General features: G+C 67.4%; 24 protein-coding genes and 2 pseudogenes. 9 read left to right on the top strand and 17 right to left on the bottom strand.

Annotated elements, in window-relative coordinates; genetic code table 11:
• Positions 1 to 53: 53 nt before the first annotated feature.
• Complete coding sequence (locus SD72_RS03500) at positions 54 to 620, top strand: TetR/AcrR family transcriptional regulator (RefSeq protein WP_042543047.1); 567 nt, start codon at positions 54 to 56, stop codon at positions 618 to 620.
• Positions 621 to 705: 85 nt separating this feature from the next.
• Here the strand turns inward: SD72_RS03500 and SD72_RS03495 are convergent, their stop codons facing one another.
• From SD72_RS03495 to SD72_RS03480, 4 genes are read right to left on the bottom strand one after another with little or no spacing between them, the layout of a single operon-like run.
• Positions 706 to 1,725, bottom strand: a complete 1,020-nt coding sequence (locus tag SD72_RS03495; RefSeq protein ID WP_084766739.1) for a CPBP family intramembrane glutamic endopeptidase — start codon at positions 1,723 to 1,725, stop codon at positions 706 to 708.
• On the bottom strand, positions 1,722 to 2,813 hold the full coding sequence (locus SD72_RS03490) for a DUF1648 domain-containing protein (RefSeq protein WP_042543046.1): 1,092 nt from the start codon (positions 2,811 to 2,813) through the stop codon (positions 1,722 to 1,724). Before SD72_RS03490 ends, SD72_RS03495 begins: the two co-directional genes overlap by 4 nt.
• Positions 2,803 to 3,924 (bottom strand): DUF1648 domain-containing protein, encoded by a 1,122-nt coding sequence (locus SD72_RS03485; protein ID WP_042543045.1) that lies wholly within the window; start codon positions 3,922 to 3,924, stop codon positions 2,803 to 2,805. Before SD72_RS03485 ends, SD72_RS03490 begins: the two co-directional genes overlap by 11 nt.
• On the bottom strand, positions 3,921 to 4,337 hold the full coding sequence (locus SD72_RS03480; protein WP_042543044.1) for a GntR family transcriptional regulator: 417 nt from the start codon (positions 4,335 to 4,337) through the stop codon (positions 3,921 to 3,923). The genes SD72_RS03485 and SD72_RS03480 overlap by 4 nt, the downstream gene beginning before the upstream one ends.
• A gap of 94 nt (positions 4,338 to 4,431) precedes the next feature.
• On the opposite strand from SD72_RS03480, the gene SD72_RS03475 reads away from it, so the two are divergent.
• A complete protein-coding gene (locus SD72_RS03475; RefSeq protein ID WP_042543043.1) occupies positions 4,432 to 5,559 on the top strand; it encodes a PQQ-dependent sugar dehydrogenase in 1,128 nt (375 codons plus the stop codon).
• Between the two features lie 492 nt (positions 5,560 to 6,051).
• Here the strand turns inward: SD72_RS03475 and SD72_RS03470 are convergent, their stop codons facing one another.
• A complete protein-coding gene (locus tag SD72_RS03470; protein ID WP_042543042.1) occupies positions 6,052 to 7,215 on the bottom strand; it encodes an acyl-CoA dehydrogenase family protein in 1,164 nt (387 codons plus the stop codon).
• 31 nt (positions 7,216 to 7,246) lie between these two features.
• Entirely contained in the window at positions 7,247 to 8,428 is a 1,182-nt protein-coding gene (locus tag SD72_RS03465; protein WP_042543041.1) for a CaiB/BaiF CoA transferase family protein, read from the bottom strand.
• An 84-nt stretch (positions 8,429 to 8,512) separates the two neighbouring features.
• Here SD72_RS03465 and SD72_RS03460 point away from each other — a divergent pair, with 84 nt between their 5' ends.
• Positions 8,513 to 9,982 carry a PucR family transcriptional regulator gene (locus tag SD72_RS03460; RefSeq protein ID WP_042543040.1) on the top strand — a complete coding sequence of 490 codons (1,470 nt, stop codon included), beginning with the start codon at positions 8,513 to 8,515 and terminating at the stop codon, positions 9,980 to 9,982.
• On the opposite strand, the gene SD72_RS03455 is transcribed toward SD72_RS03460, so the two are convergent.
• The 3 genes from SD72_RS03455 to SD72_RS03445 all read right to left on the bottom strand — a co-directional run bounded on the left by SD72_RS03455 (position 9,979) and on the right by SD72_RS03445 (position 13,435).
• On the bottom strand, positions 9,979 to 10,482 hold the full coding sequence (locus SD72_RS03455; protein WP_042543039.1) for a phosphoribosyltransferase: 504 nt from the start codon (positions 10,480 to 10,482) through the stop codon (positions 9,979 to 9,981). The two genes, SD72_RS03460 and SD72_RS03455, sit on opposite strands and share 4 nt — an antisense overlap.
• Positions 10,483 to 10,594: 112 nt before the next feature.
• Positions 10,595 to 11,500, bottom strand: coding sequence for an aldo/keto reductase (locus SD72_RS03450; RefSeq protein ID WP_042543038.1), 906 nt, complete (start codon positions 11,498 to 11,500; stop codon positions 10,595 to 10,597).
• Between the two features lie 138 nt (positions 11,501 to 11,638).
• Complete coding sequence (locus SD72_RS03445; protein ID WP_042543037.1) at positions 11,639 to 13,435, bottom strand: 2-isopropylmalate synthase; 1,797 nt, start codon at positions 13,433 to 13,435, stop codon at positions 11,639 to 11,641.
• Between the two features lie 278 nt (positions 13,436 to 13,713).
• Here SD72_RS03445 and SD72_RS18560 point away from each other — a divergent pair.
• The 5 genes and pseudogenes from SD72_RS18560 to SD72_RS03425 form a co-directional block, all read left to right on the top strand.
• Positions 13,714 to 13,818: pseudogene (locus SD72_RS18560) on the top strand (hypothetical protein); the annotation flags it as partial.
• Between the two features lie 45 nt (positions 13,819 to 13,863).
• Entirely contained in the window at positions 13,864 to 14,370 is a 507-nt protein-coding gene (locus SD72_RS03440; protein ID WP_332307490.1) for a FadR/GntR family transcriptional regulator, read from the top strand.
• Positions 14,367 to 15,185 (top strand): ABC transporter ATP-binding protein, encoded by an 819-nt coding sequence (locus SD72_RS03435; protein WP_042543036.1) that lies wholly within the window; start codon positions 14,367 to 14,369, stop codon positions 15,183 to 15,185. Before SD72_RS03440 ends, SD72_RS03435 begins: the two co-directional genes overlap by 4 nt.
• 98 nt (positions 15,186 to 15,283) lie before the next feature.
• Complete coding sequence (locus tag SD72_RS03430; RefSeq protein ID WP_042543035.1) at positions 15,284 to 15,739, top strand: carboxymuconolactone decarboxylase family protein; 456 nt, start codon at positions 15,284 to 15,286, stop codon at positions 15,737 to 15,739.
• 7 nt (positions 15,740 to 15,746) lie between these two features.
• Complete coding sequence (locus SD72_RS03425) at positions 15,747 to 16,820, top strand: NAD(P)-binding domain-containing protein (protein ID WP_042543034.1); 1,074 nt, start codon at positions 15,747 to 15,749, stop codon at positions 16,818 to 16,820.
• On the opposite strand, the gene SD72_RS03420 is transcribed toward SD72_RS03425, so the two are convergent.
• From SD72_RS03420 to SD72_RS17890, 7 genes and pseudogenes are all read right to left on the bottom strand, one after another.
• Complete coding sequence (locus SD72_RS03420; protein WP_042543033.1) at positions 16,798 to 17,496, bottom strand: GNAT family N-acetyltransferase; 699 nt, start codon at positions 17,494 to 17,496, stop codon at positions 16,798 to 16,800. The two genes, SD72_RS03425 and SD72_RS03420, sit on opposite strands and share 23 nt — an antisense overlap.
• The gene (locus SD72_RS03415; protein ID WP_052492438.1) at positions 17,489 to 18,883 is read right to left on the bottom strand and encodes an LssY C-terminal domain-containing protein; all 1,395 of its coding nucleotides are present in this window, start codon (positions 18,881 to 18,883) and stop codon (positions 17,489 to 17,491) included. Before SD72_RS03415 ends, SD72_RS03420 begins: the two co-directional genes overlap by 8 nt.
• Positions 18,884 to 18,890: 7 nt before the next feature.
• Positions 18,891 to 19,406: a DUF2165 family protein gene (locus tag SD72_RS03410; RefSeq protein WP_042543032.1), complete on the bottom strand. Its 516-nt coding sequence runs from the start codon at positions 19,404 to 19,406 to the stop codon at positions 18,891 to 18,893.
• Complete coding sequence (locus SD72_RS03405; RefSeq protein ID WP_042543031.1) at positions 19,403 to 19,591, bottom strand: DUF4177 domain-containing protein; 189 nt, start codon at positions 19,589 to 19,591, stop codon at positions 19,403 to 19,405. The genes SD72_RS03410 and SD72_RS03405 overlap by 4 nt, the downstream gene beginning before the upstream one ends.
• Before the next feature lie 80 nt (positions 19,592 to 19,671).
• Positions 19,672 to 21,225 carry a hypothetical protein gene (locus SD72_RS16810; RefSeq protein WP_052492437.1) on the bottom strand — a complete coding sequence of 518 codons (1,554 nt, stop codon included), beginning with the start codon at positions 21,223 to 21,225 and terminating at the stop codon, positions 19,672 to 19,674.
• Positions 21,222 to 21,662, bottom strand: coding sequence for a hypothetical protein (locus SD72_RS18155; protein WP_052492436.1), 441 nt, complete (start codon positions 21,660 to 21,662; stop codon positions 21,222 to 21,224). Before SD72_RS18155 ends, SD72_RS16810 begins: the two co-directional genes overlap by 4 nt.
• A 78-nt stretch (positions 21,663 to 21,740) precedes the next feature.
• Positions 21,741 to 22,426: pseudogene (locus SD72_RS17890) on the bottom strand (carbonic anhydrase).
• 401 nt (positions 22,427 to 22,827) lie between these two features.
• Between SD72_RS17890 and SD72_RS03390 the strand changes: the two are divergent.
• Positions 22,828 to 24,318 (top strand): long-chain-fatty-acid--CoA ligase, encoded by a 1,491-nt coding sequence (locus SD72_RS03390; RefSeq protein WP_042543030.1) that lies wholly within the window; start codon positions 22,828 to 22,830, stop codon positions 24,316 to 24,318.
• A 49-nt stretch (positions 24,319 to 24,367) separates the two neighbouring features.
• Here the strand turns inward: SD72_RS03390 and SD72_RS16795 are convergent, their stop codons facing one another.
• On the bottom strand, positions 24,368 to 25,033 hold the full coding sequence (locus SD72_RS16795; RefSeq protein ID WP_052492433.1) for a TetR/AcrR family transcriptional regulator: 666 nt from the start codon (positions 25,031 to 25,033) through the stop codon (positions 24,368 to 24,370).
• Positions 25,034 to 25,151: the final 118 nt, after the last annotated feature.

Genomic DNA, 25,151 nt, shown 5'->3' with positions numbered 1-25,151 from the left:
GAAAAGTTTTCCTGTATTGCAATTCCTCCATGAATCCCCGCTAGGCTAAGGCTATGACTGACGCGCGCATCCTGCGGACCCGTGCCGCTCTCCATGGGGCGATCACCGATCTTGCCACCCAAAAGCCTGTCGGAGAAATCACCGTCTCCGAACTCGCGGAAACCGCGGGAATTAACCGTGTGACCTTCTACAAGCACTACACGACCCCGGCCGAGGCCCTCGCTGACGCCCTGCAAACAGAACTCAAGGAGACCTGCGACGCTGCGGCTCCGAACGGTTCGGTCGATCCGTTCACGCACTGCATCTACACCGCGCTCGATCACCTCGAGGCGCGACGCGAGCTGTACACGATCGCGTTCAACGATCAGGTCGACGGCACCGTGCCCATGATGCTCTCGCGCTTCCTCACGAACATCGCTGAGACGTACCTCACGAAGCGCCGCAAGCGGAAGCCAGCGGTTCCCGACATCGACCTCGACGTCGCGGCCGCGTTCCTCGCGAACGGCGCAACGGGAGCGATCCGCGTGTGGATCCTCGAGGGCGACATGTCGCGCGAGCGCTTCTTCGAGAACCTCCCGCAGCTGCTTCCTGCCTGGTTCCTCGCCTCAGACAACGGCTAGGCAGCCGCACAGCCACCACGAACAGCAGGAGCCCCGACGAATTCGTCGGGGCTCCTGCTGTTGTGTGCGCTACCGCGAGGATTCCCTAGCGACGCGGCGGCGCGAGCCCAGGCTCCTTGCCGAACTGCTTGGTGACGAACAGCACGAGAATAACGATCGCGCCAGCGATCCACCCGGACACCCCGAGCGGGTTCACGAGCCAGAGCGGCTGCTCGACGCCAGCCATTGCGAACAGCGCGAACAGCGCCCCAGCCCCGTTGAGGGCTCCGTGCGCGAGGACGGCAGGCCACACCGAGCCGCTGCGCAGGCGCAGCCACCCGAACAGCACGCCAAAGATCACGCTGCCGACGGTCATGAGCGCGACGCCTCGCCAGTCGAAGAGCTGGAAGTTGTGGCCCATGAGGGTGAGCGGCGCGTGCCACACACCCCAGATCACTCCGCTGAGCACCAGCGCGCGCCAGGTGCCGAGCGGCCGCAGCGCGGGGAGGAGCCAGCCGCGCCAGCCGATCTCCTCACCGAAGGCGGGCAGCAGGTTGAGGAGTCCGGCTATCGGAAGCATCGCGAGCTGCACGTAAAGGATCGTTCGCACAGCCTCCGGAGACGTCGCAGCTGGCCCGAGCGCCGCCGTGAACCCCGAGAGGTTCTCGAAATCTGGGGTGAACCATCCGAACAGGGTCGCGACAAGCAGCGCGAGGGCGACGAGCAGGGCGGGCGCGAGCGCGCCAAGCACGATAAACCAGACCACACGCTTCGCCGGCCGCAGCGGCCACAGTCCGAGGAAGCGCGCCCGCCCGGTTCGCGGGGTCTGCGCGAGGAACACGACAACGAGCATCGCGATCGCCGGGGTGAACATCATCGCAACGGGGGTGAACTGGATGAGCAGCTGCGTGCCCATGCTTATGCCAGCGGGGTTGCTCAGGTCGAGGAGCCAGATCGGCAGCGCGACGATCCACGCGAGGCCGAGCGCGAGGGCAACGAAGAGCCCAACGCTCCCCCAGGGCACCCGCGTGAGCGGTTCGGGCGCTGGCTGTGCTGGCTGGTGCACGGGCGGCACCTGGGTGTGCACCGGCGGCACCTGCTGCGCGGCGTGTGGATCCAAACTCATTGCGAATCTCCTTCGATTTCTGGTGCGATGCTGAGTACCCCGCGCGGACCTGGCGCGGGTCCTGTCTGCTGTGTGCTCGCGCCGGCGGCTGCGGCGCTCAGCACGGCGGCTGCCTCCTCTGCCCCCGCGAGCGTGGCGACGAGCACGCGGCCGTCGCGCCTGGTGATGACAATCCCCTCACCACCGCGAGGCACGATGCCCGTGCGGTTGCCAGAGAACCTCAGCCCCCAGCCGCCGAACTCGCCGAGTGGGTTGATCTCGGCGGTAACGACGCCGGCGACGTCCGCCGCCGGCACCCGGAACACTGGGAAGCCGATCACCGACTTCGCCTCGAAGCCCTGCGGTCCGATCCGCACCCTGAAGCGCATTCCCATGAGCATGAGTGCGGCGAAGAACACGAGCGTGCCGAGCGTGATCCACCCTGCGACGGCCTCGATCGTGAACATCCAGACGCTGAGCGCTACGAGCAGCACAAGGATGCTCGTGACGACCAGCGACATTGTGCGCGACGGGGTGACGTCCCCCACCCACACCGCGCGCTCTGCGCCGCTGAGCGGGAGGGGCTCTGCGGCCGGCTCACCCGTCTCAGGGTCGAGCTGCAGCTTCGGCTGCAACAGATACGCGACAACACCAACGATTGCGCCGCCCGCGAAGCCGCCGATGAGGGCCCACAGCGTCGAACCCGTGTCGCGGGCGTCTGCGGCGTCGAGCTGCGCGAGGGAGACCCCGATGGCCTGCGTCTGCAACGAAACCGTCATGCCAAGTACAAACGCTGGCAAGAACCTGCTCCCCGACGCCCAGGTCGCCTTCGGGAGCCCGGTCGACGGACGGCTCGCCTGGAAGCGCCCGACAAGCGGCAGCGCCAGCATCATCACGTTCACACCCACAAAAAGCCCCAGATTCTGCCACGGAGAGCCGAAGCCGTCAGGCAGCCCGGACGCTCCCCAGTGCACGGCGGCAGGGCTCGGCATCCGCGGGAGCCAGGCAAGCTGCAGCGCCGCCGAGACCAGCAGGATGAGGAGCGGCAGGGCGGTGCCGACGATGAGGGCCGCACGCTTCGCGGTCGCAAGCTGTGGACTAAGACTCATGGTGATCTCCTGGGTTCTGCGTTTGCTGCGTGTGCTGCGTGTGCGCGGACTGTGCGGCGGTCGCGAGCGCCGCGGCTGCGGTATCGGCGTCGTCGAGCGTTACGACGATCGGGCGCCCCGTGCGCCGTTCGATCCGCAGCCCCTCTCCCCTGCGCATCACAATGCCGACCTTTCCGTCGACCGAGAGCCTGAGCCCCCAGCCGCCGAACTCCCCGAAGGGGTCCACGTCACCGACGGCCACGTCGGCGACGTTCGCCGCTGTCGCGCGAACCACCGGCCAGCCGATGAACGATCGGGCCTCGAAGCCACGCTCGTCGATCCGCACGTTGAAGCGCAGGCCCGTCACCGTGAGCACGAGCACGAGCACGAGCGCCGCGATGTTCACCACTAGTACGGCCAGGCTCAGCGGCCGGAGGGACAGTGAGAAAATGAGGCTCGCCACCACAACGACGAGCGCCGAGGCCATCACCCACAGGTAGGGCTTCGAGGCGGCCACCGTGCCAAGCCAGGCGACGCGTTCTTGCCTGGCGAGCTCGAGCGGCTCGCCCCGGTCAGCTGCGACGTCTGCGCGCACCACGAGCTTGGGCTGCGCGAAATACGCGAGCGCGCCGACGGGGACGGCGATAGCCCAGGGCACGATCATGGCGGCCGCGTTCGGCGCGAGGTCGCGGCCGTCGGCAAGGTCGAGCTGCAGCCAGGTGGTGATCATCCCGAGGAGGAAGATCCCCACGGCAGAGCTCAGGATGATCGCTGGCAGGATCCTGTTTATGGGCCCCCACACGTCGCGGCCCCGGCTCGGCGACAGCTTCGCCTGCAGGTCGAACACCTTCGTCGTGAAGAACAGCGACGCGATGATGAGGCCGCTGAGCGGGAACATGACGAGCGAAAGGATCGGGCTCGCGAAGCCGTCTGCGACGCCCGCGCCGTTCCAGTGCACCGCGACTTCGTCGGGCAGCCGGGGCAGCCAGAGGAGAAACACCATGACCTCGGTGACGACGAGCCCGAGCGGGATGTAGAGGCCAATGACTCGCGCGGCCGTGCGGGCACGCGGCAGCTCCGGGTGCTCGGCGGGCTCGGCGGGCTCGGCGGGCGATGATGCCTGTGCGCTCATGCGGCGGCCAGCCCCTCGGCGAGGCGGAGTGGGACGGGTTCGTTGCCAGCGGGCGGTGGCGCGTCAGGGCCGACGTGGGCAACCATCGCGGCGACGGTCTCCTGGCTCACGCCGAGCGACTGGGCGCGGGAGACGAGCGCGCGCACCTCGCCAGACAGCTCGACGAGCGTGCCGGCTAGTTGTGTGACAACCGCGCCCCGGCCGCGGCGCAAATCGATGAGCCGCTCGTCGCGGAGCTGTTGGTAAGCACGCAGCACGGTGTGCACGTTGATGTCGAGCGCCTCCGCGAGCCGCTTGGCTGCGGGGAGCGTCGCGCCCGCAACCATCCTTCCGCTCGCAATGTCAGCGCGCACGGAGTCGGCGATCTGCGCGTAGATATCGCGGTCGCTCGCCTCGTCGATTCTGATGAGCATGCACCCTCCCTACGCCAGTAATTCTATTTCAACTATAACTAATCCTGCGTGGGATCACACCCCGATGAAGTACCGTGTGTTGTTGGAGGACACTATGACTACTTCGCGACGCACACTCGGGCTCATCGCAGCCTCGGCCGGCCTGCTTCTCGCGCTCAGCGCGTGCACGGCTACGCCCACTCCGCCGCCCGCGGAGACACCGACGACTACGCCATCACCGAGCGAGGAAGCACCGGCGACGCCCGAGCCTCTCGGCCCGCGCGAGCCCTCACTCAACCTCGGAGCGCCGTGGTCTGTCGCGTTCGTGCGCAACTCCGCACTCGTGAGCGAGCGCGACAGCGCGCGTCTCCTCGAACTCACGGAAGACGGGGAGGTGCGCGAGGTTGCGACCATCGCCGGCGTCGTCCACGGCGGCGAGGGCGGGCTGCTCGGGCTCGCCGTCTCCCCGGCGACCGATGGCGAGCAACCCGAGTTCCTCTACGCGTATTCGACCGCGGCCGAGGGCAACCGCGTGCAGCGCTTCCCCATCACGGGTGAGCCAGGAAGCCTCGCGATCGGAGAACCGACGTCGATCATCCAGGGGATCCCGAGCGCGTCCTCGCATAACGGCGGCCGCATCGCCTTCGGCCCAGACGGGATGCTCTACGTCACAGCTGGCGACGCTTCGCAGCCCGAGCTCTCCCAGGATCTCTCCAGCCCAGCTGGCAAGATCCTCAGGCTCACACCGGAAGGCGAGATCCCGTCCGACAACCCGTTCGACGATTCGCCCGTGTACAGCTACGGGCACCGCAACCCGCAGGGCATCGCGTGGGCGAAAGACGGCACCATGTACTCGAGCGAGTTCGGCCAGGACACCTGGGACGAACTCAACGTCATCACGGCCGGCGCGAACTACGGCTGGCCGACGGTCGAGGGCATCGCGGGCGACGAGCGCTTCGTCGACCCCGTGCAGCAGTGGCGGCCGGCAGACGCGAGCCCGAGCGGCATCGCGATCGCGGGAGACACGATCTACATCGCGAACCTACGTGGGCAGCGGGTGCGCACCGTTCCGCTCGCCGACCTCACAGCGAGCCAGGACCACTTCGTCGAGGAGTACGGCCGCATCCGCGACGTCGTGGTGTCGCCTGACGGGAAGCTCTGGCTGTTGAGCAACAACACCGACGGCAGGGTGGACCCGCGCGAGAACGACGACCGCTTTATCGATTCCGGCCTCATCGAGTAGAGAGCACCCTACCCCCCCCCCCCCCCCCCCCGAGTAGAACGCCCTCGGCTGGCCACGGGTCGCCGAAGGAAACGCCTGCGGGCTGCCAAAGGGTGTGCCCGCGGACGATGCGCGACGCGTCTTTGGGTGCTCCGTGGGCGGTTTGTGGGAGGTTTGTTGGTTCTTTGTGGGTTCTTTGTGGAAGCTCCGTGGGTTGTTTGTGGAAGCTCCGTGGGCGGCGGGCGGGCGGAGTGTGGGCGGCGTCAGCGGTGGTCTCGGAAGCGGGCTGAGGCGGCGGAGCACCCGGTCCTCGCGGCAATTCATAGGGGATCTGCGATTACTCACCCAAAAATCCGGAAGTTTTGCCTTGGAATCGCAGATTTCAGAGATATCGCCGCCGAGCAGGCCAAATTGTCCACGCAGCGCGCAGCGCGCAGCGCGCAGCGCAGCTGCGCCCAGGAACAGCAGAAGTGCCCGCCACCCCGAGGGGCAACGGGCACTTCGCGTGACAGCTTAGAAGGCTGCGATGCCGGTGAGTTCGCGGCCGATGACGAGCTGGTGGACCTCGTCGGTGCCCTCGTAGGTGCGGACCGACTCGAGGTTCGCCATGTGGCGCATCACGGGGAAATCGCTCGTGATGCCGTCGCCACCGAGGATCGAGCGGCAGTTGCCGGCGATCTTGATAGCCTCGCGCACGTTGTTCAGCTTGCCGACCGAGATCTGGCCGTAGGTCAGCTGGCCCGCGTCCTTGAGCCGGCCGAGGTGCAGTGCGAGCAGCATGCCCTTCTCGTACTCGACGAACATGTCGGCGAGCTGCGCCTGGATGATCTGCTTCGAACCGATCGGAGCCCCGAAGACCTCGCGGGTCTGCGAGCGTTCAACAGCGGCCTCGAGGCACGAGCGCGCGGCGCCCATGACGCCCCAGGCGATGCCGTAGCGCGCCTCGTTCAGGCACTTGAACGGAGCCGAGAGGCCCTTCGCTCCGGGGAGGATCGCGTCTGCTGGCAGGCGCACGTCGGTGAGCTCAATCTCGGTCTGCAGCGAGGCACGCATCGAGAGCTTGTTCTCGATAGCGGTCGCCTTAAAGCCCTCGGTCTCGGTCGGCACGACGAAGCCGCGGACGACGCCCTCCTCGTCCTTCGCCCAGATGACGCCGACCTGCGCGATGGTTGCGAGGCCGATCCAGCGCTTCTTGCCGTTGAGTACCCACTGGTCGCCGTCGCGGCGTGCCGAGGTGAGCATCGTGTTGGGGTCGGAGCCGCCCTGCGGCTCGGTGAGGCCGAAGAAGCCGATGGCCTCGCCGCGGCCCATTGCTGGCAGCCACTGCTGCTTCTGCTCTTCGGAGCCGAACTTGTAGATCGCGCCCATTGCGAGCGAGCCCTGCACGGAGAGCGCGGTGCGGAAGCCGGAGTCTGCCGCCTCGAACTCCATCGCGACGAGGCCGTACGCGACCGAGGACGCGCCGCGCAGGCCGTAGCCCTCCATGTACATGCCGAACGCGCCGAACTCGCCGACGGCGGGCAGCAGTTCGACGGGGAGGCGGCGGTCTTCGAACGCCTCGTCGATGATCGGGTTGATCTTGGTCTGTGCGAACTCGCGGGCCCGTAGCTGCCACTCGCGCTCTTCTTCGGTTACGAAGTCGGCGACGTTGAACAGTTGGTCGATCGTGGTGGTCATGAGTTTCCTTTGTTCGGGGTGTGCAGCGGGTCTAGCGGGTTGAGCGGGGAAGCCAGGTTGCGCCCTGGTGCTCGCCGACGCCGGGAGGCGGCGACGTGTAACGTGCTGGGGTTGCAGAGAAGTGGATCGGGGCCGCAATCGAGCGCAGCGTGTGCTCACTGCCGTCCGCGGCGATGCCGGTCGTTTCTGCGACGGCGTCGATGCCGAGGGACTCGGCGAGTTCGATCGCCTGTGCGATGGTGTTCACCCGCCCTGCCGGAATATTTGCGGCGGTGAACGCGGTGATCCATTCGTCTGCGTTACGGGTGCGCAGGCGCTCCTCGAGCGCCGAGCGAAGCTCGACGCGGTTTGCGACGCGTGCCGGGTTGTTAGTGAAGCGCGCATCAGTCGCGAGCTCGGCAATGCCGAGCACCTCGCAGAGCCTCGCAAACTGGCCGTCGGTGCCGACAGCAAGCGCGACGGACTGGTCGGCGGCGTGGAACGTTTCGTAGGGCGCGATCGATGGGTGCGCGTTGCCCATGCGGCCAGGCGAAGCGCCGGTCTCGAGCGTTGACGAGGCCTGGTTCGCGAGCGCCGACAGCAGCGACCCGAGCAGGGTGACCTTGACGTGCTGGCCGCGGCCCGTCCCGCCCTCGCCGTCGCGGGCGCGCAGGGCGGCCTGGATGCCGATGACCGCGTTGAGGCCGGTGAGGATGTCGACGAGCGCGACGCCAACCTTGGTCGGCTCACCGCCAGCATCGTCGGCCTGTCCGGTGATGCTCATGAGCCCGCCGACGGCCTGCACGAGCAGGTCGTAGCCGGGCAGGTCGCGGCCTTCTGCGTCACCGAAGCCCGAGATGGAGCAGTAGATGACGCCGGGGTTTTGCTCGGCGAGTGCCTCATAGCTCAGGCCGAACTTGTCCATGGTGCCCGGCTTGAAGTTCTCGATGACGACGTCGGCGGTCGCGGCAAGCTCGCGGGCGCTGGCGAGGCCGTCCTCGCTGCGCAGGTCGCAGACGACCGAGCGCTTGCCCCGGTTCACTCCAGCGAAGTACGTGCTCTGGCCGATTGCGTTCTCCGGTGGCGACCACTGCCTTGTGCCGTCGCCCTCGGGGCTCTCGATCTTAATAACGTCGGCGCCGAAGTCTGCGAGCAGCATCGTGGCGTGAGGGCCAGCGAGCACGCGCGAGAAGTCAGCGACGCGAATTCCCGCGAGCGGACCTGGTGTTGTCATAGCTCAACTGTATGCGGGTTTGGGGCGCAATATTCCGCAAGAGTTGCACAGCCGAATTCTTCGAGACTGTGCGAGAATGCAATCATGGCGACGCTCTCTCAACTGCTCGAAGTTCCCTCGCTCGGGCTCTCGCTCCTGCAGGCCGGCCCGGGAGATCCCGAGCTCAGCTGGGTCTCCATCACCGAGCTCCTCAGCCTGAGCGACTATCTCGAGGGCGGCGAGATCATCATGACAACGGGGCTCTCACTCGGCGCGGACGATCCCGGCTGGCGCGACTTTGTCGCGGGCCTCAGCCGTGCGCGGGTCGCGGCCATCGGCTTCGGGGTTGGAGTGAACCACGACACCGTGCCAGCGCCACTCTTGCACGCCGCAAGTGCATACCGCGTCGCGCTCTTCGAGATCCCGCTGCCCGTGCCCTTCATTGCGGTGAGCAAGGCCGTCGCGGGCCTCCTCCGCTCTGACGAGCTCCGCGCGGCTCGATCCGCACTGCAGGTGCAGCTACGGCTGCTCGACAGCGCGCGCGGCACCCAGGACCCGGCCGAGGTGCTCGCGAGCATCTCGCAGGCGACCGGGCGACAGCTCGCGCTCCTCTCTGGCCCGGACCGGGTCCTCGCAAGCACGCAGGGCTTCGAGCGGGACGGCGCCGAGCTCGTCGCGCTCGACACGGACGGCTCGCTGCGACTCGCGATCGCTGGATCGGGCCCGCTGACGCCGGAGGGGAGCTCAGTGATCGCAGCTGGCGCGATGGCGCTCGGCTTCAGCGTCCGCAGCGACCGGGCGTCGGACCGCGCCGAACGCGCACGGTGGGAGCTTCTCACCGGGCGGATCCTCGACGGAACCTTCCCAGCGGAGACCGCCGAAGTCCTCTCCCCCGGACTCTCCCTCCCCGCGACCGTCCGGGCCGTTGCCGTGCAGGGAGCCCCTGAGGACATCTCGGCCTGGCGACGTGAGCCACGGCTCGGCATCGACAGGCTCATCGGGTCGACCGAGGAACTCGCGGGCGGCCTCGCGCGCGCCTGGCAGATTGTCGACGGGGAGCTCCCTGAGCCAGCCGTCACCAGGATCGAACAGCACGGGCTTGACCTCGTCGTGGGTCGGGCGGTCGCCCCGAGCGGCCTCCCACTGAGCGTGCGCTCCGCCGTTTCTCGGCTGCGCGATCTCCCAGGCCGGGCGTCGCTCTACGCCGAACCGCGCAGAGCACACGCCATCTGGGCCGACAGGGATTCCCCGTTTCTGGAGGCGGTGCTCGCGCTCGGCCACTCGCGTGAGCACGGGGCCGTCGCGCTCAGCCGCGAGGTGCTCGGCCCGCTGTCGGCAGCCGCAGCGGGTGGCGATGCCGCGGCGGAGCCCGACCGCGACCTGCTGTGCGACACGCTTGCCGCGCTGTTCGCCTCAGACGGTCAGCGCGGCCCCGCGGCGGCGGCGCTCGGGATCCACCGCAACACCCTGCGCGACCGCGTCACCCGCATCGAGCGCCTGACCGGGAGGTCGCTCGCAAGCGCGGCGGATCGCGCGGAACTCTGGTTCGCGTTGCGCGCTGAGGAGCTTGCTTAGGCGCTGCGGGTTGCGGCGTTCGCGTCCTCTTCGATGACGGATCCCTCGGCCGACCACGGGAAGTCGATCCACGCGTCGGTGTCCTTCCACGCGTAGTCAGGGTAAATCACCGTCGAAGGCTTCGTGTAGATCGTCACGGAGCGCACGTCAGCGCCCTCTGCCGTGAGCAGTTCAACCGCGAGCTTGAGCGTGCGGCCCGAGTCGGCTACGTCGTCAACGAGCAGCACGCGCCGCCCCTTGAGGTACCCCATGTCGAGCGCCGGAGGCAGCACCTCTGGGTTCTCGAGTACGGTGCCGATGCCCGTGTAGAACTCGACGTTGAGCGCGCCGCAGTTCTTGGCGCCGAGGCCGTAGGCGATCGCGCCCCCGGGGAGCAGCCCTCCGCGGGCGATGGCCACGACGACCTCCGGCGCGAAACCGTCGGCGACGATCTGACGCGAAAGCTCGCGTGTGGCAGCTCCGAACCCGTCCCAGGTGAGTACTTCACGGTCAGCGGTCATGCGGGATCCCCCTTGGACGAACACGGGTGACAGCGTGCGCTGTCTCGGGGGTCAAGTGTACTTCAACGGGCGGCCACGGCGCGGCACGCGCACCCCGGCAGCGGGCGGAACCCTAGGGAACCTCGTAGCCAGCCGAGACGAAGAGTTCGTACCACTCCGCACGGGTGAGCACGATCTGCGCGCCGGCGACGGCCTCGGCCACTCTGTGTACCTTCGTCGTGCCGAGCACCACGCGCATGCGTGCCGGGTGCCTGGTGATCCACGCCGTCGCGATCGCGGTTGGCGTGGTGCCGCGCTCCGCAGCAATCCTGCCGAGCACTGTCTGCAGGTCGCGCAGCCCGCCCTGCTCGAAAATCGATCCGCTGAAGAACCCGCGCTGGAACGGCGACCACGCCTCAAGCGTGATCCCGTTGATGCGGGCGTACTCGAGGAGGCCGCCGTCGCGGTCGGCTGACTGCTTCAGGCCCTCCATGTTTGCAGCGATGCCCTGCGCAACGAGCGCCGCGTGCCCCAGACCGAACTGCACCTGGTTCACCTCGATGGGCTGCGTCACGCTCGTCTTCAATAGCTCGATCTGTCGCGAGGTGTGGTTTGACACCCCAAACGCGCGCACCTTGCCCGCGCGCTCGAGCTGGTCAAACGCCGAGGCGACCTCCTCTGGCTCGACGAGCGTGTCGGGCCTGTGGAGCATGAGTACGTCGAGGTATTCGGTGCCGAGCGCCTCGAGCGATTCCTCCGCACGCCGAACAATGTACTCAGCGGAAAAGTCGAAGCCGTGCTTGCCTGGGCGAATGCCGCACTTCGACTGCAGCACGATCTCCTCGCGCTCCGCTGGGGTGAGCCGCAGCGCTTCGCCGAAGCGGCGCTCGCACCCGTGCTCGCCGCCGCCGTAGATGTCTGCGTGGTCGAACAGCGTCACGCCGGCCTCGCGCGCTCCTGCGTAGAGCTCACGGATCTCGTCGGGGCTGAGGGTCTCGATGCGCATCATACCGAGACCAATACGTGCGGCGTCACTCATGGCGTCGTCTCCACTTCGTTGCTGGGTGTGCTTTCCACTGTAGCGGCGCAGGGCGCCAGCGGGGCGTTCATTACGCCCCGCTCACACCCCGCGTGCACCCCGTGCGCTCCGGAGCCACCCGCGTCGCACGCGCGCAGGCTAGGAGACGGTGCCCGCGCTCCCGCGGTTCGCGCTCGCGCGGTTCGCGGCCGCAACGACCGCTGCAAGCGTCGCCGCGAGCGTTGACCGGTCGCGCCCGGCCGCCCAAGCGTCCCCGCGCTGGGTGCGGTATTCGATGAGCGTGATCGCCTCGCTCGCGTTGCCCGCGCCGACGCTGCTCTGATGGAGCTCGAGCACTTCGATCGCGACGCCGCAGGCCGTGAGGGCCGCTGTGAGGGCCTCGACGGGGCCGACGCCCTCGTGTTCGCTCGAGACCGCTTCGCCAGAGACGCTCAGCGTGAGGGATGTGCTGGGCTTTCCGCCGGCCTCTGAGCTCGCGAACGCGGCAAGCGCGATCGGGGCAGGTTCCGCGCTTCCGCTCGGGCGAGCACCGGCGGCGCGGCCAAGGTAGGCCTCGGTGAAGATCTCCCAGATCGCTGCCGCGGTCACCTCCTCGCCGCTCGCGTCGGTGTGCTGCTGGACGCGACGCGCAAGGTCGATCTGCAGCCTGCGTGGCAGCTCGATCCCGTACTCGCTTTCGAGCAGGTAGGCGATGCCGCCCTTGCCCGACTGCGAGTTCACGCGGATGACAGCGTCGTAGCTGCGCCCGATGTCTGCCGGGTCGATCGGCAGGTACGGCACCCGCCACTCGATGTCGCTCTCGGGAAGCCCCGCTGCAGCAGCGCGCGAGCGGTGCTCGGCGAAGCCCTTCTTGATCGCGTCCTGATGCGTGCCGCTAAACGCGGTGTGCACGAGGTCGCCGACGTAGGGGTGCCGCGGGTGCACCTCGATGCGGTTGCAGTACTCGACGGTTCGGCGGATCTCGTCGATGTCGGAGAAGTCGATCTGTGGATCGATGCCCTGCGCGTGGAGGTTGAGGGCGAGGGTTGCGATGTCGACGTTGCCCGTGCGCTCGCCGTTGCCGAAGATGCAGCCCTCGACGCGCTGCGCTCCGGCGAGCACGGCGAGCTCCGCGCACGCGATTCCGGTGCCGCGGTCGTTGTGCGGGTGCACCGAGAGGATCACGCCGTCGCGGCGCGCAAGCCGTTTGTGCATGTACTCGATCTGGTCGGCGTAGATGTTCGGGGTGGCGATCTCGACGGTCGCCGGCAGGTTGAGGATCACGGGGCGCTCTGGCCGCGCATCCCACAGCTCGGTCATCGCGTCGCACACGTCGAGCACGTAGTCGGGTTCGGTGAGGTTGAAGACCTCCGGGCTGAACTGGAAGCGCACGTTCGGCAGGTGCCCGGCGAGCTCGAGCATGTCGCGGCCGCCTGCGAGGATGAGCTCCTTGAGCGACTCGCGGCTGTGCCCGAGGACGGCGTCGCGCCACATGGGGGCGGTCGCGGTGTACATGTGGATCACGACCGGGTTCGAGATCCCAGCGATCGAGGCGACCGTGCGCTCGATGAGGTCGCGCCTTGCGGCCGTGAACACGACGATTGTGACGTCGTCTGGCGCGATGTCGGTTTCTGCGATGAGCCGCACGAAGTCGAAGTCGGTCTGCGATGCCGACGGGTAGCCGACCTCGATCTCTGTGTAGCCCATCGCGACCATGCGCTCGAAGAAGCGGCGCTTGCGTTCGGGGTCCATGGGCTCGGCGAGCGCCTGGTTGCCGTCGCGGAGGTCGACGGGCACCCAGAGCGGCGCCTGGGTGAGCCGCTTGGTGGGCCACTCGCGCTCGGTGAGCGGCAGGTCGACGCGGGCGTGGGCGTCGCGGTAGCGATTCGAGGGCATGCCGGAGGGGCGCTGCCGGTTCCAGAATGGGGCTGCTGCTGGGGCGGTGGGCGTGGTCATGAGGTCGGTTCCTGTTCTGCGAAGCAAACGGTGACCGGCACGACAGCTCCCCACGCCGGGGAGCCGGTCTGGCTACGCCCCGCCGTGGCGGCGAAGAAGGAGTCCGTGGAAGAACATGCGTAGACTGTAACACAACTCCTCAGACAAGTAGCGCACTTCGGTCGGCACTCTGCCACCGAGATGCGCGCAACGACCAGACCGAAACGAGACGCTCATGGCCCAGGTGCAACGCTCCTCGCTCGCCGACCAGGCAGCCGACGTGCTGCTCGACCGCATCCGTGCGGGCGAGTGGGTACTCGGCGCAAAACTGCCGGGCGAGACGACGCTCGCGCGCACAGCTCGGCGTCGGCCGATCGACCGCTCGCGAAGCAATACGACAGCTCGCCGGTCTCGGCGTGCTCAGCTCTCGCCAGGGATCGGGCGTCTTCGTGACCGCCCTCGACGCCCGCGACGACTGGGATCTCGTGCTGCGCCGCTCAGACATTCTCGCGGTGATCGAGGCGCGCACCGCGATCGAGGCGGAGAGCGCCGAGCTCGCGGCGTCGAGGCGCACCCCGGCAGACCTCCGCGCGATCCGCCGCGCGCTCGAGGGCCGCGGCGTCCACCGCGACGATATCGCAGCCCACGTCGACGCAGACACCGCGTTCCACCGCGCGGTCGTTCAGGCCGCTGGCAATCCAATTCTGCTCGAACTGTTCGACGGTTTCACCCCGCGCATCCGCCCCGCGATGATCGAGATGCTCAGGCTCCGCGGCACGTTCGGCAGCAACGACTTCAGTGGCTCGCGCGATCACGGCCACCACGTTGAGCTCGCGCAGGCAATCGCGGACCGCGATGCGTCCGGCGCCGCGGCGCTCAGCCGCGCTCACCTCAGATCCCTCGGCGAGGCGATCGCAGCCCCGCACACCGCACACGGCGCCGAGGCGAAAGCGTGACCGCGCGCGAGGTGCTGCGGCTCGAGCAGGTGAACTTCGTGCGCGAGGGTCGCGCGATCCTCAGCGACGTGTCATTCACCATCGGCGCGGGCGAGCACTGGGCACTCATCGGGCCAAACGGCGCTGGCAAGAGCACGATTCTGAGTTTCTGCGGCGCCGAACGGCACCCGACCCGCGGTGCCGTATACGTGCTCGGTCAGCAGCTCGGCCGAGTCGAGATCCGCAAGCTCCGCGAACAGATCGGCCACGTCAACCCGAGACACCCGCTGCGTTCGCCACTCACGGTGCGTGAGGTCGTGCTCACTGGCGCGACCGGCACAACGGAACTCATGATGGGCTGGCAGGCAGACTCAGCGCTCGTCGCGCGGGCAGACGCCCTGATCCACACCCTCGGGCTCGGCGACCGCAGCGAGGCACGCTGGCCGACCATGTCGCAGGGCGAACGCGGTCGCGCGCTCATCGCAAGGGCGCTGCTGCCCGACCCTCCCTTGCTGCTGCTCGACGAGCCGTCAACAGGCCTCGACGTTGCCGCCCGCGAGCAGCTCCTCGCCACGCTCGACGACCTCCACGATTCCCACCCCGAGCTCGCCACGGTGCTCGTCACCCACCACTTCGAGGAACTCCCCGAGACGACAACGCACGCGATGCTGCTGCGCGATGGCGCGGTTCTCGCGGCCGGGGATGTCGCTGAGACGCTCACCACCGAACTCGTGTCGCAGAGCTTCGACTACCCGATCGCCATCGAGCGCACGGCGGGACGCTGGCTCGCGAGAACCCCACGGGCGCGCGTGCACTCGCACGAGCACAGCGCCTAACACAGCAGCATCCAAGTCCCCACCCAGCAGCCGCCCAGCATGGATCGCGCGCGGCTCTGGTTAACTGGAGAGCACCGCCACCCAGAGTGAGGAGCACCATGCGCCCGTATCTTGACAAAGCCGCCCCCCAAGCCTGGAAGGCAGCGGGAGCCTACTCCCAGGCCATAGCGAAGGCAGCGGCAGACGGTGGACTGCTCGCGACAGAGGGCGAGCTCATCAAAGTGCGCGCATCGCAGCTCAACGGCTGCGCGTTTTGTCTCGATCTTCACACGAACGAGGCACGCGAGGCTGGGGTCTCCCAGCAACAGCTCGACCTCCTCGCCGCGTGGCGAGAAACGTCACTCTTCACCGAGCGGGAGCGGGCAGCACTCGCGGTTGCCGAGGCGGCAACGCTGCTTCCGCTGAGCGAGGAGTCACAGGCCGATCTGTTCGGCGCACGCACCGTACTCGGTGACGACGCCTTCGTGGCCGCGGAGTGGGTGGCGGCAACAATCAACCTGTTCAACCGAATCTCGATCCTCAGCGAACACCCCGTTCGCCAGCGCAAGGCATAACTGTCAAATGACTCAAGCCGAGGTGTTCGACAGCGTCGTAATAGGCGCTGGCCAGGCAGGACTGTCCGCCTCCTTTCATCTTCGCCGGCTCGGCGTGCACCACGTCGTGCTCGACGCGAACAGCGCTCCGGGCGGCGCGTGGCAGCACCGGTGGGACGCGCTCACGATGCGCGACGTCCACGGTGTCGCTGAGCTGCCAGGATCGACACCGCCGCCGCTCACGAAGGCCCGCGCAAACGCGGCCGTGCCAGCGTACTTCGCGGAGTATGAGCGCGCGCACGAGCTCCCCGTTCTCCGCCCCGTCAGGGTCGACCGTGTTGAGGACGACGGCGGGATGCTTGCGGTACACGCAGGCGACAGGCTGTGGCGCACGCGCACGATCGTGAACGCGACGGGCACGTGGACGCAGCCATTCCTCCCCCACTATCCAGGCGCTGCCCGGTTCCGCGGCGAGCAGTTCCACACCAGCGCGTACCCCGGGCCAGAGCACTTCGTCGGCAAGCGCACCATCATTGTCGGCGGGGGCGCCTCCGCCGTGCAGTTTCTCGGCGCGCTCGCACCCATCACCGACACGCTCTGGGTGACGCGCCGCGAGCCAGTCTGGCGCACGGACGACTTCACGCCCGAGGCGGGGGCTGCGGCCGTCGCGCTCGTCGAACAGCGCGTCGCCGTCGGGCTCCCACCCGAGAGCGTCGTGAGCGTCACCGGCCTCGCGCTGCGCGAACAGGAGCGCGAGGCGGAACGACTCGGCGCCTACAGCGCCCGCATGCCCATGTTCGAGGCGATCGAAGAAACCGGCGTGCGCTGGCCAAACGGCGACTTCGAGCAGGTCGACGCCATCATCTGGGCGACGGGGTTTCGGCCGGCCATCGCGCACCTCGCGCCGCTGCACCTGCGCAGCCCTGCCGGTGGAATCCAGTTGGACAGCGCTGGCCGCGGCACCGCGGCCGTTGCCGACCCGCGCGTGCAACTCGTCGGCTACGGCCCGTCGTCGAGCACGATCGGCGCGAACCGCGCGGGCCGCACCGCGGCGCGTGGCGTCCGGGACTACCTGCGAATCAGCGAGCGCGCAGCGGGCTGAGCTGCTCGCCAGCCGGCCCGAAATTCGCGGGATCGAGCCAGCGATCGAACGCCGCGCTGAGCGCAGGCCACTCGGCATCGACGATCGAGAACCACGCGGTGTCGCGCGAGCGGCCCTTCACGACGGCCGCTTGGCGGAAGGTGCCCTCGTAGCTGAACCCGAGCCGCTCCGCAGCGCGGCGAGACGGTTCGTTCAGCGCGTCGCACTTCCACTCGTAGCGCCGGTATCCCAGCTCGTCGAAGGCGTATCGCATGAGTAACGCATGCGCCTCGGTCGAGAGCGCCGTGCGCTGCATTGCGGGAGAGAACACGACGAAGCCGACCTCGATCACTGCGTTCGCGCTGTCGATCCGCATGAGAGAAAGCGTTCCGAGGGGAGCTCCGCTCGCGTTGTCGATGACTGCAAAGTGCAGCGGATCCGCCGACGCCGCAGCCCCATCGGCCCACGCGCGATACTCCGCTGGGGTGCCGAACGGCCCAACGCCGATGTACGTCCAAGCGCTGTCGTCGGCCGCCGCATCGTAGGCCGCGAACAGCGCGGCAGCGTGCTCGGAGGCATCGAGCGGCTGCAGCGTGCAGAACTCCCCGCGCAGCGTGACGCGGCCCGGAGCTGGCCTGGGGAGCGCGAGGTCGACGGCCTCCCCGACCGGCTGACCGAACTCATTCGTGTCAGTCATGGGTGGACTCGCTTTCGCCGTTGGGGGTGTGCAGTCTGGTGTCGCGGCGGCGCCTGCGCTTACTGTGCCTGCGCGTCCACGCCGCGGCTGACTCGCTCGTCAGCGCGAGCAGCGCGAGGCACATGAGGGAGGCCGAGAACAGCGTGCCGTTCAAACCGATCGCTTCAAGCCCCTGCACGTAGCCGACGGCTGTGCCAAGGATCGTGAACACGAGCAACACGATGAGTAGCACGCGGGCGCGATGCCCGCGCCTGAGCAGCCGCCATGCGAGGAAGAGCTGCCCGAGGGTCAGCAGCCCACCAACGCCCGTCAGGCCGACCGCGAAGATCTGCTCGAAACTGCCGGCCTCGGCGCCCCAGAGCTTGCGCAGCTCGGGCTCGAAGATGAGCGCGAACACGTCGACGATCGCGCCGACGCCGATGAGCAACACGGCGAGCGCGATGCTGAGCGGTGCCCGATCCACCACTTCCTGCGCCGTCTGCGGCGCGATGGGCGTGCGGTCGGGCTCCTCGCCGTCTGGCTGCACCTCGCCAACGTTGATCACTGGCAAGTGGCCGTCGGTGATGAACTGGTCGCCCCCGCCGTTGCGCGAGTGGTAGCCCGTCGTGAAATCGCGCAGCGTGCGCACCGTGATCTCCGGCGATGCCTCACGCACGCTCGACACGACGAAGTCACGCTCCTCGTCCGTGTTCTCGTCGATGCGGTGCGTGACCTGCAGGGTGAACAGCGACAGGCCAACATCGGTGTCGTATGTTCCTGCGCCGAGCCAGTCGGTGCGGGCGCCACCTGGCAGCAGCCAGCCGGGCGGGCAGTGCCAGAAGCGCACGTGGTGGCGCTGCTTCGGGTTCCCGGCAACCTCCTGCTGGTAGGCAACGTCGTGCCGCCTGCCGAAGAGCATGAGCGGTGAGACCGGTGCCGTCGGATAGCTCTTGCGGGTGAGCGTCGACGAGATGATTCCCCACGTTGAGCGGAGCGTGATCTCGTCGGCCCTGTGCCACCCCGCGCGCCGCATCACGGTGTCGAGCTGCTCCGCGCCGCCGTCAACCCCGAGGTTGACCGGGTCGCCGAGCAGCCCGTCACCCGTGCGCGTTCGACCAAAAAAGTAGTCGGGAACGTACAGGTCAGACAGCATCTTGTGCAGCCGAGGCAGCACCAAGTACGCGGTGATCGCCCACACCGGGATGAAGAGGAACAGCGCCCAAGGCGAGCGCACGCTCTGGATCGAGATGATGACGGCGAGCCAGCCAGCCGCGACCGCGCCAACGAGGAAGGCGAGGCGATCGAACACCGTTGAGCGCGGCAGCGGCTGCTGCATCTGCAGCGCGAAACGGCGCTTGGAAATGTGCTCGGGCGCGGGCTGTTCCGCCGCTTCCCGATCTGAGCTCACTGTGCGATCATACCCGCGTTTCGGCCTCACGCGCGGGCTCGTTCATCGCGAGGAGCACGGCGAAGCCAGCCCAGAGCGTCACGATGCCCATCGCGGTCTCCTTGCCGTTCCACGTGCTCGACTGCCACATCGCGAACCACTCCGAGCCGATGATGATGAAGCCGATGAACCAGATCGCAAATCCCAGACCGTATGCCGTGTAGCCCCAGCCGCGTGCGCGGTCGTAGCTCGCGATGCTCGCGTCGCGGCGGAGGAAGAGCTTGACGGCGCCGGTGATCGCGATCGCCGCAAAGGCGCCCTCGGCGATGATGATCCCGATGTAGCCGACCGTCCACACCCACGGTGTGGTGATGGATCGCCACATGAGGGCGTTTCCTTCAAACGTGGTGTCCATGGAGAGCACGTGCTTCACGAACTGAAAGTTCGAGTCGTAGTCCATGAGGTTGCCGAGGAACACGAAGAAGCCGAAGAGGCCGGCGAGGAAGAGAGTAAACGCCTGGAGCAGGCGGAGGGGATGCTTCATTTTTTTACCTTTCGCGTGAACACGAGGTCGAGTCGCGGTTCTGAGTGCGACTCGAGCGGGATAGCCTGAACAAATTTCCAGCCTGCTGCGGCCTGCTCGGTGATGATCTCCCGGTAGTCCTTCTGCATGACGGACCCTTCGCGGCGTCGTTTCACCGCGACACGAACAAATGAGTATTCGCGCATTCTGCTCCTTCGTATGCGATCGGTGCGTGTCCCGCTGCGGCACCGAGGTCTCTCGGTGCCGCAGCGCGCAACACCGTAGTTTACGCTCGGTTTCGTTTCGAACGCACGACGCTCAGCGCCGCAGCGCCTGCACCCAGCGCCACGAGGAGCCCGGCGAGCATCGTTGCCCACGGAGTGCTTGTGTTGCCCGTTTCGGCCAAGCCACCGCCGCCGCCAGCCCCGTTCCCGTTGCCGTTTCCGTTTCCGTTTCCGTTACCGTTTCCGTTGCCCCCTTCACCGGGAACCTCAGTCACTGTCAGCTTCGCCGTGGCACTGATGACAGGTTCGTTCACTCCGTCGTCTGCGACGGCGCGCACGAGCATCCCCGACTGTGTCACAGAGGCGGGAAAGCTCAGGGTCGATGAACTTCCGTCAACGACAACGCTCCACTCGTCCGGGGCCGGACCCCACGTCTCGCCACCATCGGTCGATACTTCCCAGCTCACCACGGGCTGCGGCGACCCTGTCACCTCGACGGTGAAGCTTGCGGAGCTGCCTGCTGTGACGGTGACGTCAGCCGGATCAGACACGGTCGGCCCATCAGCGACATAGGTGAAGCCGTCAGCGTAGACAATGGGCTCCTGCGCGACACCAAACTGCTCCCACGCGACCGTGACGTCGACTGGGCCAGCGGCGTGTGCCGGGGTGACAACCGACCACGAGCCGTCTTCGGCCTGTGTGAGGTCGGTGCCAGCGACTCCGTCGAAGTCGATCTCCGTCACCGTCGGGGCGGTCCGCATCTCCGTTGGAACATAGGCATCCTGGTTTCCGCCGAGCGCGAGTTGGCCGAAGCTGTTGTGGCCCCACCCGTAGGTCTTCCCGTCGTCGCCGAGCGCGAGCGAATGGAATATGCCGGCCCACACCGAGGTGAAGGCGACGCCAGCTGGCAACGTCACCTCGACGGGGGCCAGCGCGGCCGTGCCGACGCTCCCATCGCCCAGCTGGCCGTTCTGGTTCCCGCCCCAAGCCCAGGTCTTGCCGTCGGCCGTGATTACGAGCGAGTGGTAGCCGCCGAGCGTTGCGTCGTCGATGCGTGTCTCATCGTCGGTGTTTTGGAACCCGCTCGCCGCGAGCGCAACAAGTTGCAGCCCCCTCGGCAGGTCGACCGGCCCAGGGATCAGGCTCCCGGTGCCGGTGCCGTTGCCAATTTGGCCGAGCGAGCCACCGCCCCAGGCGTAGACAAGGCCATCGTTGCCCAGGGCAAGCGAGTGCTGCCCGCCGGCGTCGATCATGGTGAACTCCACGTTCTCCGGGAGTTGCACGGCAACCGGGGTCGGTGAGGGAATCGGCGTGCCGTTCCCGAGCGCACCGTTCGAGTTGCTGCCCCAACCGTACGCCTTGCCGTTGTCGGCGATGCCGAGCGAGTGGTGCGAGCCCGCGCTGAGCTGTGTGAACTTGGCGCCGTCGGGTGCGGCGATGGGCGCCGGCTCAAGCACGGACTGTGCCGCGAGTCCCGTGCCCGTCTGGCCGGAACGGTTGAATCCCCAACCGTAGGCGACACCCGCGTCGGTGAGCGCGAGCGAGTAGAACTCACCGCCGCTGATCTCGGTGAACTTCGGGTCGCCGGGTACGGCGAGCTTCGTCGGCAGGTTCAACGCTGTGGTGTCGCCCGTGCCAAGCTGCCCTTTCTCATTCTGCCCCAGGAGTAGAGGCTGCCGTCGTCGCCGAGCGCGAGCGTGTGGTAGCCGCCCGGCTGGATATCGGTGAACTTCACGCCGTCCGGTTGGGCAACGGGGACGGGGAGTAGCTTGACCCGGTTCGCGGCGCTTTTGTCGCCGATGCCGAGCTGACCCTCCTCGTTGTACCCCCACGCATAGGTGTTGCCGTCGGATCCAGTGGCGAGTGTGTGGAAGCCTCCGGCATACAGTTCGGTGAACGTCACCCCCTCCGGAGCCGGCACCGTCACGGTGGTTCCCCCGTCGATGGGCCCCGAATCCGGAGCAGGGTTCGCGAGCGCGGCCGCGGGCGCGGCGACGAGCAGTGCAACGGTCGCCAGTCCAATCGCTCCATTGCGAATTGACGTCTTAATCATTGATTCCGCCAATTTACGCCTTGCCTCACACTATGTCGGAAGACAGGGGGCGTCAAGCAAACAGTGTCGGCAGGACAGCTATCCAGCTGCGGGTGAGAAGTACCCCGCAGCAGCGTCAGCGAGTACCGCCTGCAGCTCCTCGTCGTCTTTCGGAGCGGGCTGCAACCCTGTTTTCCAGCCCGTTGCGGTCATCGTGCCCACGGTGTGCTGCGCGAGGTCGTATACCCCGAACGCCGCCTCCCGCTCGAGGTTGCGCGCCACGACGTTTGCGCTCAGCGCGGCGTTTGCGACGGCGCTCACGCCGATAAGCGCATCGCGCAGCTCAGCCGACTCTGCTGCGGCTGGGAGCACCGCCCTGCCGGTGATCTGCTGCAGGGCGTTGGCCGCAAGTCGCACGCTCCCAAACAGCGAATCGACGATCTCGCGCAGCGGCGCGAGCTGCGCGACGGGGAGGTAGCTGCCGGGATCGAGGAACGCGTCGACGGCTGCCGTGACCGCCCCGCACTGCGAGTGCCCGATCACCGAGAACAGCTGCACGCGCGGCAGATGATCAGACGCATAGTGCAGGCTGCCAAGCACTCGGCGCCGGGCACGTTGCCCGCAATCCGCACGACGAACAGGTCGTTCGCGCCGCGACCAAGCGCGAGCTCGATGGGCACGCGTGCATCCGAACAGCTCAGCACCGCAGCGAAGGGGTCCTGGTTGAGAATCCCGTCCTCGTCGGACGAGTTCACGAAGCCGAAGGCCTCGGGGTCGGGCCGCATTTCGACGTCACCGCCCGTTGTGCCGAGCGCACCAAAGGCCTCGCTGCCACGGTTGAGCAGCTCGAGGGCCTCCGCCGCCGAGGCTGCTGCGACCGGGGCCGGCCTGTCCGACTGCGCGATCCACCGAATTTGCAGCACGTTGTCGCGCCCTTGCGCATCCGCTCCGCCGCCGTGAGCCACCGGTTCCGCCTCTGATGAAGTATTCATAGTTAGATCGTGGCTTCAGATTGCGGGCTCGGCCAGAGCGAATTCGCGCGGGCGATGTGCCTTCGATGTGCCGACGCACGGTCTTCGCACTGCGCGAGGTAGCTGTACGCCCTTTCAGCACATTGCGGCGATAATGAATTGGTAACTCAACGCGGAGTAACCAAGGCTTCGCTTACAGCTCATAGGAGAGATGCATGACCAACCTTGCGATGAATCTCGTCAACACCACCGAACTGCACGCGGATCGCCCGGCGATTCGCCTCGGAGACGCGGTTCTCAACTACGGCCAATTCGAACAGGCCACCCAACTCGTCGCAGCACTGTTCCACAAGCACGGCGTCGGGCCGGGCGACAGGGTCGCGCTCATGCTCCCCAACGTGCCGCACTTCGCCTTGCTCTACTACGGGGCACTGCGGATCGGCGCCGTCGTGGTGCCAATGAACCCGCTGCTGAAGGAGCGCGAGGTGAGCTATCACCTGAGTGACTCCGGCGCGAAGCTATTGTTCGTATGGACGGGATTCGACCAGGCAGGCGAAGCCGGAGCCGCCCTCGCCGGCGCTGAAGCGATCGTCGTCGACCCGGCGACCTGGCCCGGTCTCCTCGCTGGCCTCGCACCGGTCGCCGAGGTCATCGACAGCGCGGCCGGTGACACCGCGGTCATCCTCTACACCTCTGGCACAACGGGCAAGCCAAAGGGCGCGGAGCTCACCCACGCAAACATCGCACGCAACGTGGAAATCTGCGCTGACGAACTCATCTTCCTCACCGAAGAGGATGTGCTCTTCGGCGGATTGCCGCTCTTCCACGTGTTTGGGCAGACGGCCAGCCTGAACGCATCCGTCTATGCCGGCGCCTGCCTCACGCTCCTGCCAAAGTTCGACCCGCAGGGCGCACTCGAAACCGTGCAGCGCGACCGGGTAACCGTCTTCGAGGGGGTCCCCACGATGTTCACGGTGCTCGCGAGCTACCCCGACCGTGAAAGCTACGACACCACCTCGCTACGCGTCTGCGTCTCGGGCGGAGCCGCGCTTCCCGTCGAGGTGCTTGGGGCCTTCGAGGCTGCCTACACGTGCATCGTGCTCGAGGGGTACGGGCTGTCGGAGACGTCTCCCGTTGTCGCCATCAACCGGCTGGATCAGCGCCGCGCCGGATCGATCGGCTTGCCCGTCTCCGGCGTCGACGTGCGCATCGTTGACGAATCATCCGTTGACGTTGCGGTAGGCGATATCGGCGAGCTCATCGTGCGCGGCCACAACGTCATGAAGGCTTACTGGGGCAAGCCGGAGGAGACCGAGAAGGCGATTCCCGATGGCTGGTTCCGCACCGGCGATCTTGCGAAGCACGACGAGGACGGCTTCCTGTATATCGTGGACCGGAAGAAGGATCTCATCATCCGCTCCGGCTACAACGTGTATCCACGCGAGGTCGAAGAGGTGCTCTACGAGCACCCAGCGGTTGCCGAGGCCGCCGTCATCGGGTTTCCGCACGCGGAGTTCGGCGACGAGATTGCGGCGGTTGTCGCGCTCAAGCCTGGCTCGGAGGTTGCGGCTTCCGAGCTTCGGGAGTTCGTGAAGGAACGCCTCGCCGCCTACAAGTACCCGCGCGTCGTGGAGATCGTCGCGGCGCTCCCCAAGGGCGCGACGGGCAAGATTCTCAAACGAGAGATCACGCTCACCACGGTGTAGGTGAACCAAGCTCGTCGCTGCTCCGCCACCCGCCCCCGCTCGCGCAGGGTCAGGGTGGTGGAGCAGCGCCGTTCTGGCCACCCCAGGCAATGTCGCCAACAATGTAGCGGTCCATGGTTGGCCCGATCGCGTTCGCGGCTTCGGCAATGCTCATCTCCGCGACGTGCGGGACTCTGAGCACGTAGCGGGCGATGACGAAGCCGAGCATCTGCGAGCCAGCAACCGACACCCGCGTCTCCGGCCGATCCGCGTCGAGCCGCGGTGCGAGCTTGCTGATGAGTTCGCGGGAGACGAAGTTGAGAAAGATCTGCCGTGACTCCTCGTGGGTGCCGATGTTGCGGACGAGGCCGATGAAGGCCGGCCCCATGTCGGAGTGCTCAAGCGCGGTGAGCACCGTGTTCACGTAACGTATGCCAACGGACCCATGGCCGTCGTTCACCTGCTCCGCGAGGATGTCTGGCAGGCCCCTGGTGCTGAAGGTCTCGGCGATGACCGCGGTGAACAGTTCGGCTTTCGTGCCGTAGTAGTAGTGGACCAGTTTCGGGTCGACGCCGGCGGCTGCAGCGATCCCACGGATCGTTGTCCCCTGGTAGCCGTGCTCCCCGAACTGCGTGTGCGCAGCGGCGAGCACGAGGTGCCTTCCGCGCGGCGGGCCAGGCCGTCGTCCGCGCCCCGCGGAATGGGACTCCGAACCACCGGTGTCAGCGCCAGCCATAGGCCCCTCCTTGGTCACCTCAACACGAAAAGCCTACCAATCTAACTTTACTCTTCCACACCTGTTGCTTTTCGCGTACACTCCAATTCATCAAACGATGAAATAGGGAGGTGTGTCC

Origin of the sequence: Leucobacter komagatae, assembly GCF_000834055.1 — a bacterium.
GTDB classification, from domain to species: Bacteria; Actinomycetota; Actinomycetes; order Actinomycetales; family Microbacteriaceae; genus Leucobacter; species Leucobacter komagatae_A.
This window is presented reverse-complemented; position numbering and strand designations above follow the sequence as displayed.

What these genes read in the sequence shown, in the direction of transcription:
- SD72_RS16795 (WP_052492433.1), bottom strand. Translation starts at nt 25,033, where the DNA reads ATGGCTGGCGCTGACACCGGTGGTTCGGAGTCCCATTCCGCGGGGCGC.
- SD72_RS03460 (WP_042543040.1), top strand. Translation starts at nt 8,513, where the DNA reads ATGGCGACGCTCTCTCAACTGCTCGAAGTTCCCTCGCTCGGGCTCTCG.
- SD72_RS03475 (WP_042543043.1), top strand. Translation starts at nt 4,432, where the DNA reads ATGACTACTTCGCGACGCACACTCGGGCTCATCGCAGCCTCGGCCGGC.
- SD72_RS03420 (WP_042543033.1), bottom strand. Translation starts at nt 17,496, where the DNA reads ATGACTGACACGAATGAGTTCGGTCAGCCGGTCGGGGAGGCCGTCGAC.
- SD72_RS03500 (WP_042543047.1), top strand. Translation starts at nt 54, where the DNA reads ATGACTGACGCGCGCATCCTGCGGACCCGTGCCGCTCTCCATGGGGCG.
- SD72_RS03450 (WP_042543038.1), bottom strand. Translation starts at nt 11,500, where the DNA reads ATGAGTGACGCCGCACGTATTGGTCTCGGTATGATGCGCATCGAGACC.
- SD72_RS18155 (WP_052492436.1), bottom strand. Translation starts at nt 21,662, where the DNA reads ATGATTAAGACGTCAATTCGCAATGGAGCGATTGGACTGGCGACCGTT.
- SD72_RS03430 (WP_042543035.1), top strand. Translation starts at nt 15,284, where the DNA reads ATGCGCCCGTATCTTGACAAAGCCGCCCCCCAAGCCTGGAAGGCAGCG.
- SD72_RS03455 (WP_042543039.1), bottom strand. Translation starts at nt 10,482, where the DNA reads ATGACCGCTGACCGTGAAGTACTCACCTGGGACGGGTTCGGAGCTGCC.
- SD72_RS03495 (WP_084766739.1), bottom strand. Translation starts at nt 1,725, where the DNA reads ATGAGTTTGGATCCACACGCCGCGCAGCAGGTGCCGCCGGTGCACACC.
- SD72_RS03480 (WP_042543044.1), bottom strand. Translation starts at nt 4,337, where the DNA reads ATGCTCATCAGAATCGACGAGGCGAGCGACCGCGATATCTACGCGCAG.
- SD72_RS03425 (WP_042543034.1), top strand. Translation starts at nt 15,747, where the DNA reads ATGACTCAAGCCGAGGTGTTCGACAGCGTCGTAATAGGCGCTGGCCAG.
- SD72_RS03465 (WP_042543041.1), bottom strand. Translation starts at nt 8,428, where the DNA reads ATGACAACACCAGGTCCGCTCGCGGGAATTCGCGTCGCTGACTTCTCG.
- SD72_RS03390 (WP_042543030.1), top strand. Translation starts at nt 22,828, where the DNA reads ATGACCAACCTTGCGATGAATCTCGTCAACACCACCGAACTGCACGCG.
- SD72_RS03485 (WP_042543045.1), bottom strand. Translation starts at nt 3,924, where the DNA reads ATGAGCGCACAGGCATCATCGCCCGCCGAGCCCGCCGAGCCCGCCGAG.
- SD72_RS03405 (WP_042543031.1), bottom strand. Translation starts at nt 19,591, where the DNA reads ATGCGCGAATACTCATTTGTTCGTGTCGCGGTGAAACGACGCCGCGAA.
- SD72_RS03410 (WP_042543032.1), bottom strand. Translation starts at nt 19,406, where the DNA reads ATGAAGCATCCCCTCCGCCTGCTCCAGGCGTTTACTCTCTTCCTCGCC.
- SD72_RS03470 (WP_042543042.1), bottom strand. Translation starts at nt 7,215, where the DNA reads ATGACCACCACGATCGACCAACTGTTCAACGTCGCCGACTTCGTAACC.
- SD72_RS03445 (WP_042543037.1), bottom strand. Translation starts at nt 13,435, where the DNA reads ATGACCACGCCCACCGCCCCAGCAGCAGCCCCATTCTGGAACCGGCAG.
- SD72_RS03490 (WP_042543046.1), bottom strand. Translation starts at nt 2,813, where the DNA reads ATGAGTCTTAGTCCACAGCTTGCGACCGCGAAGCGTGCGGCCCTCATC.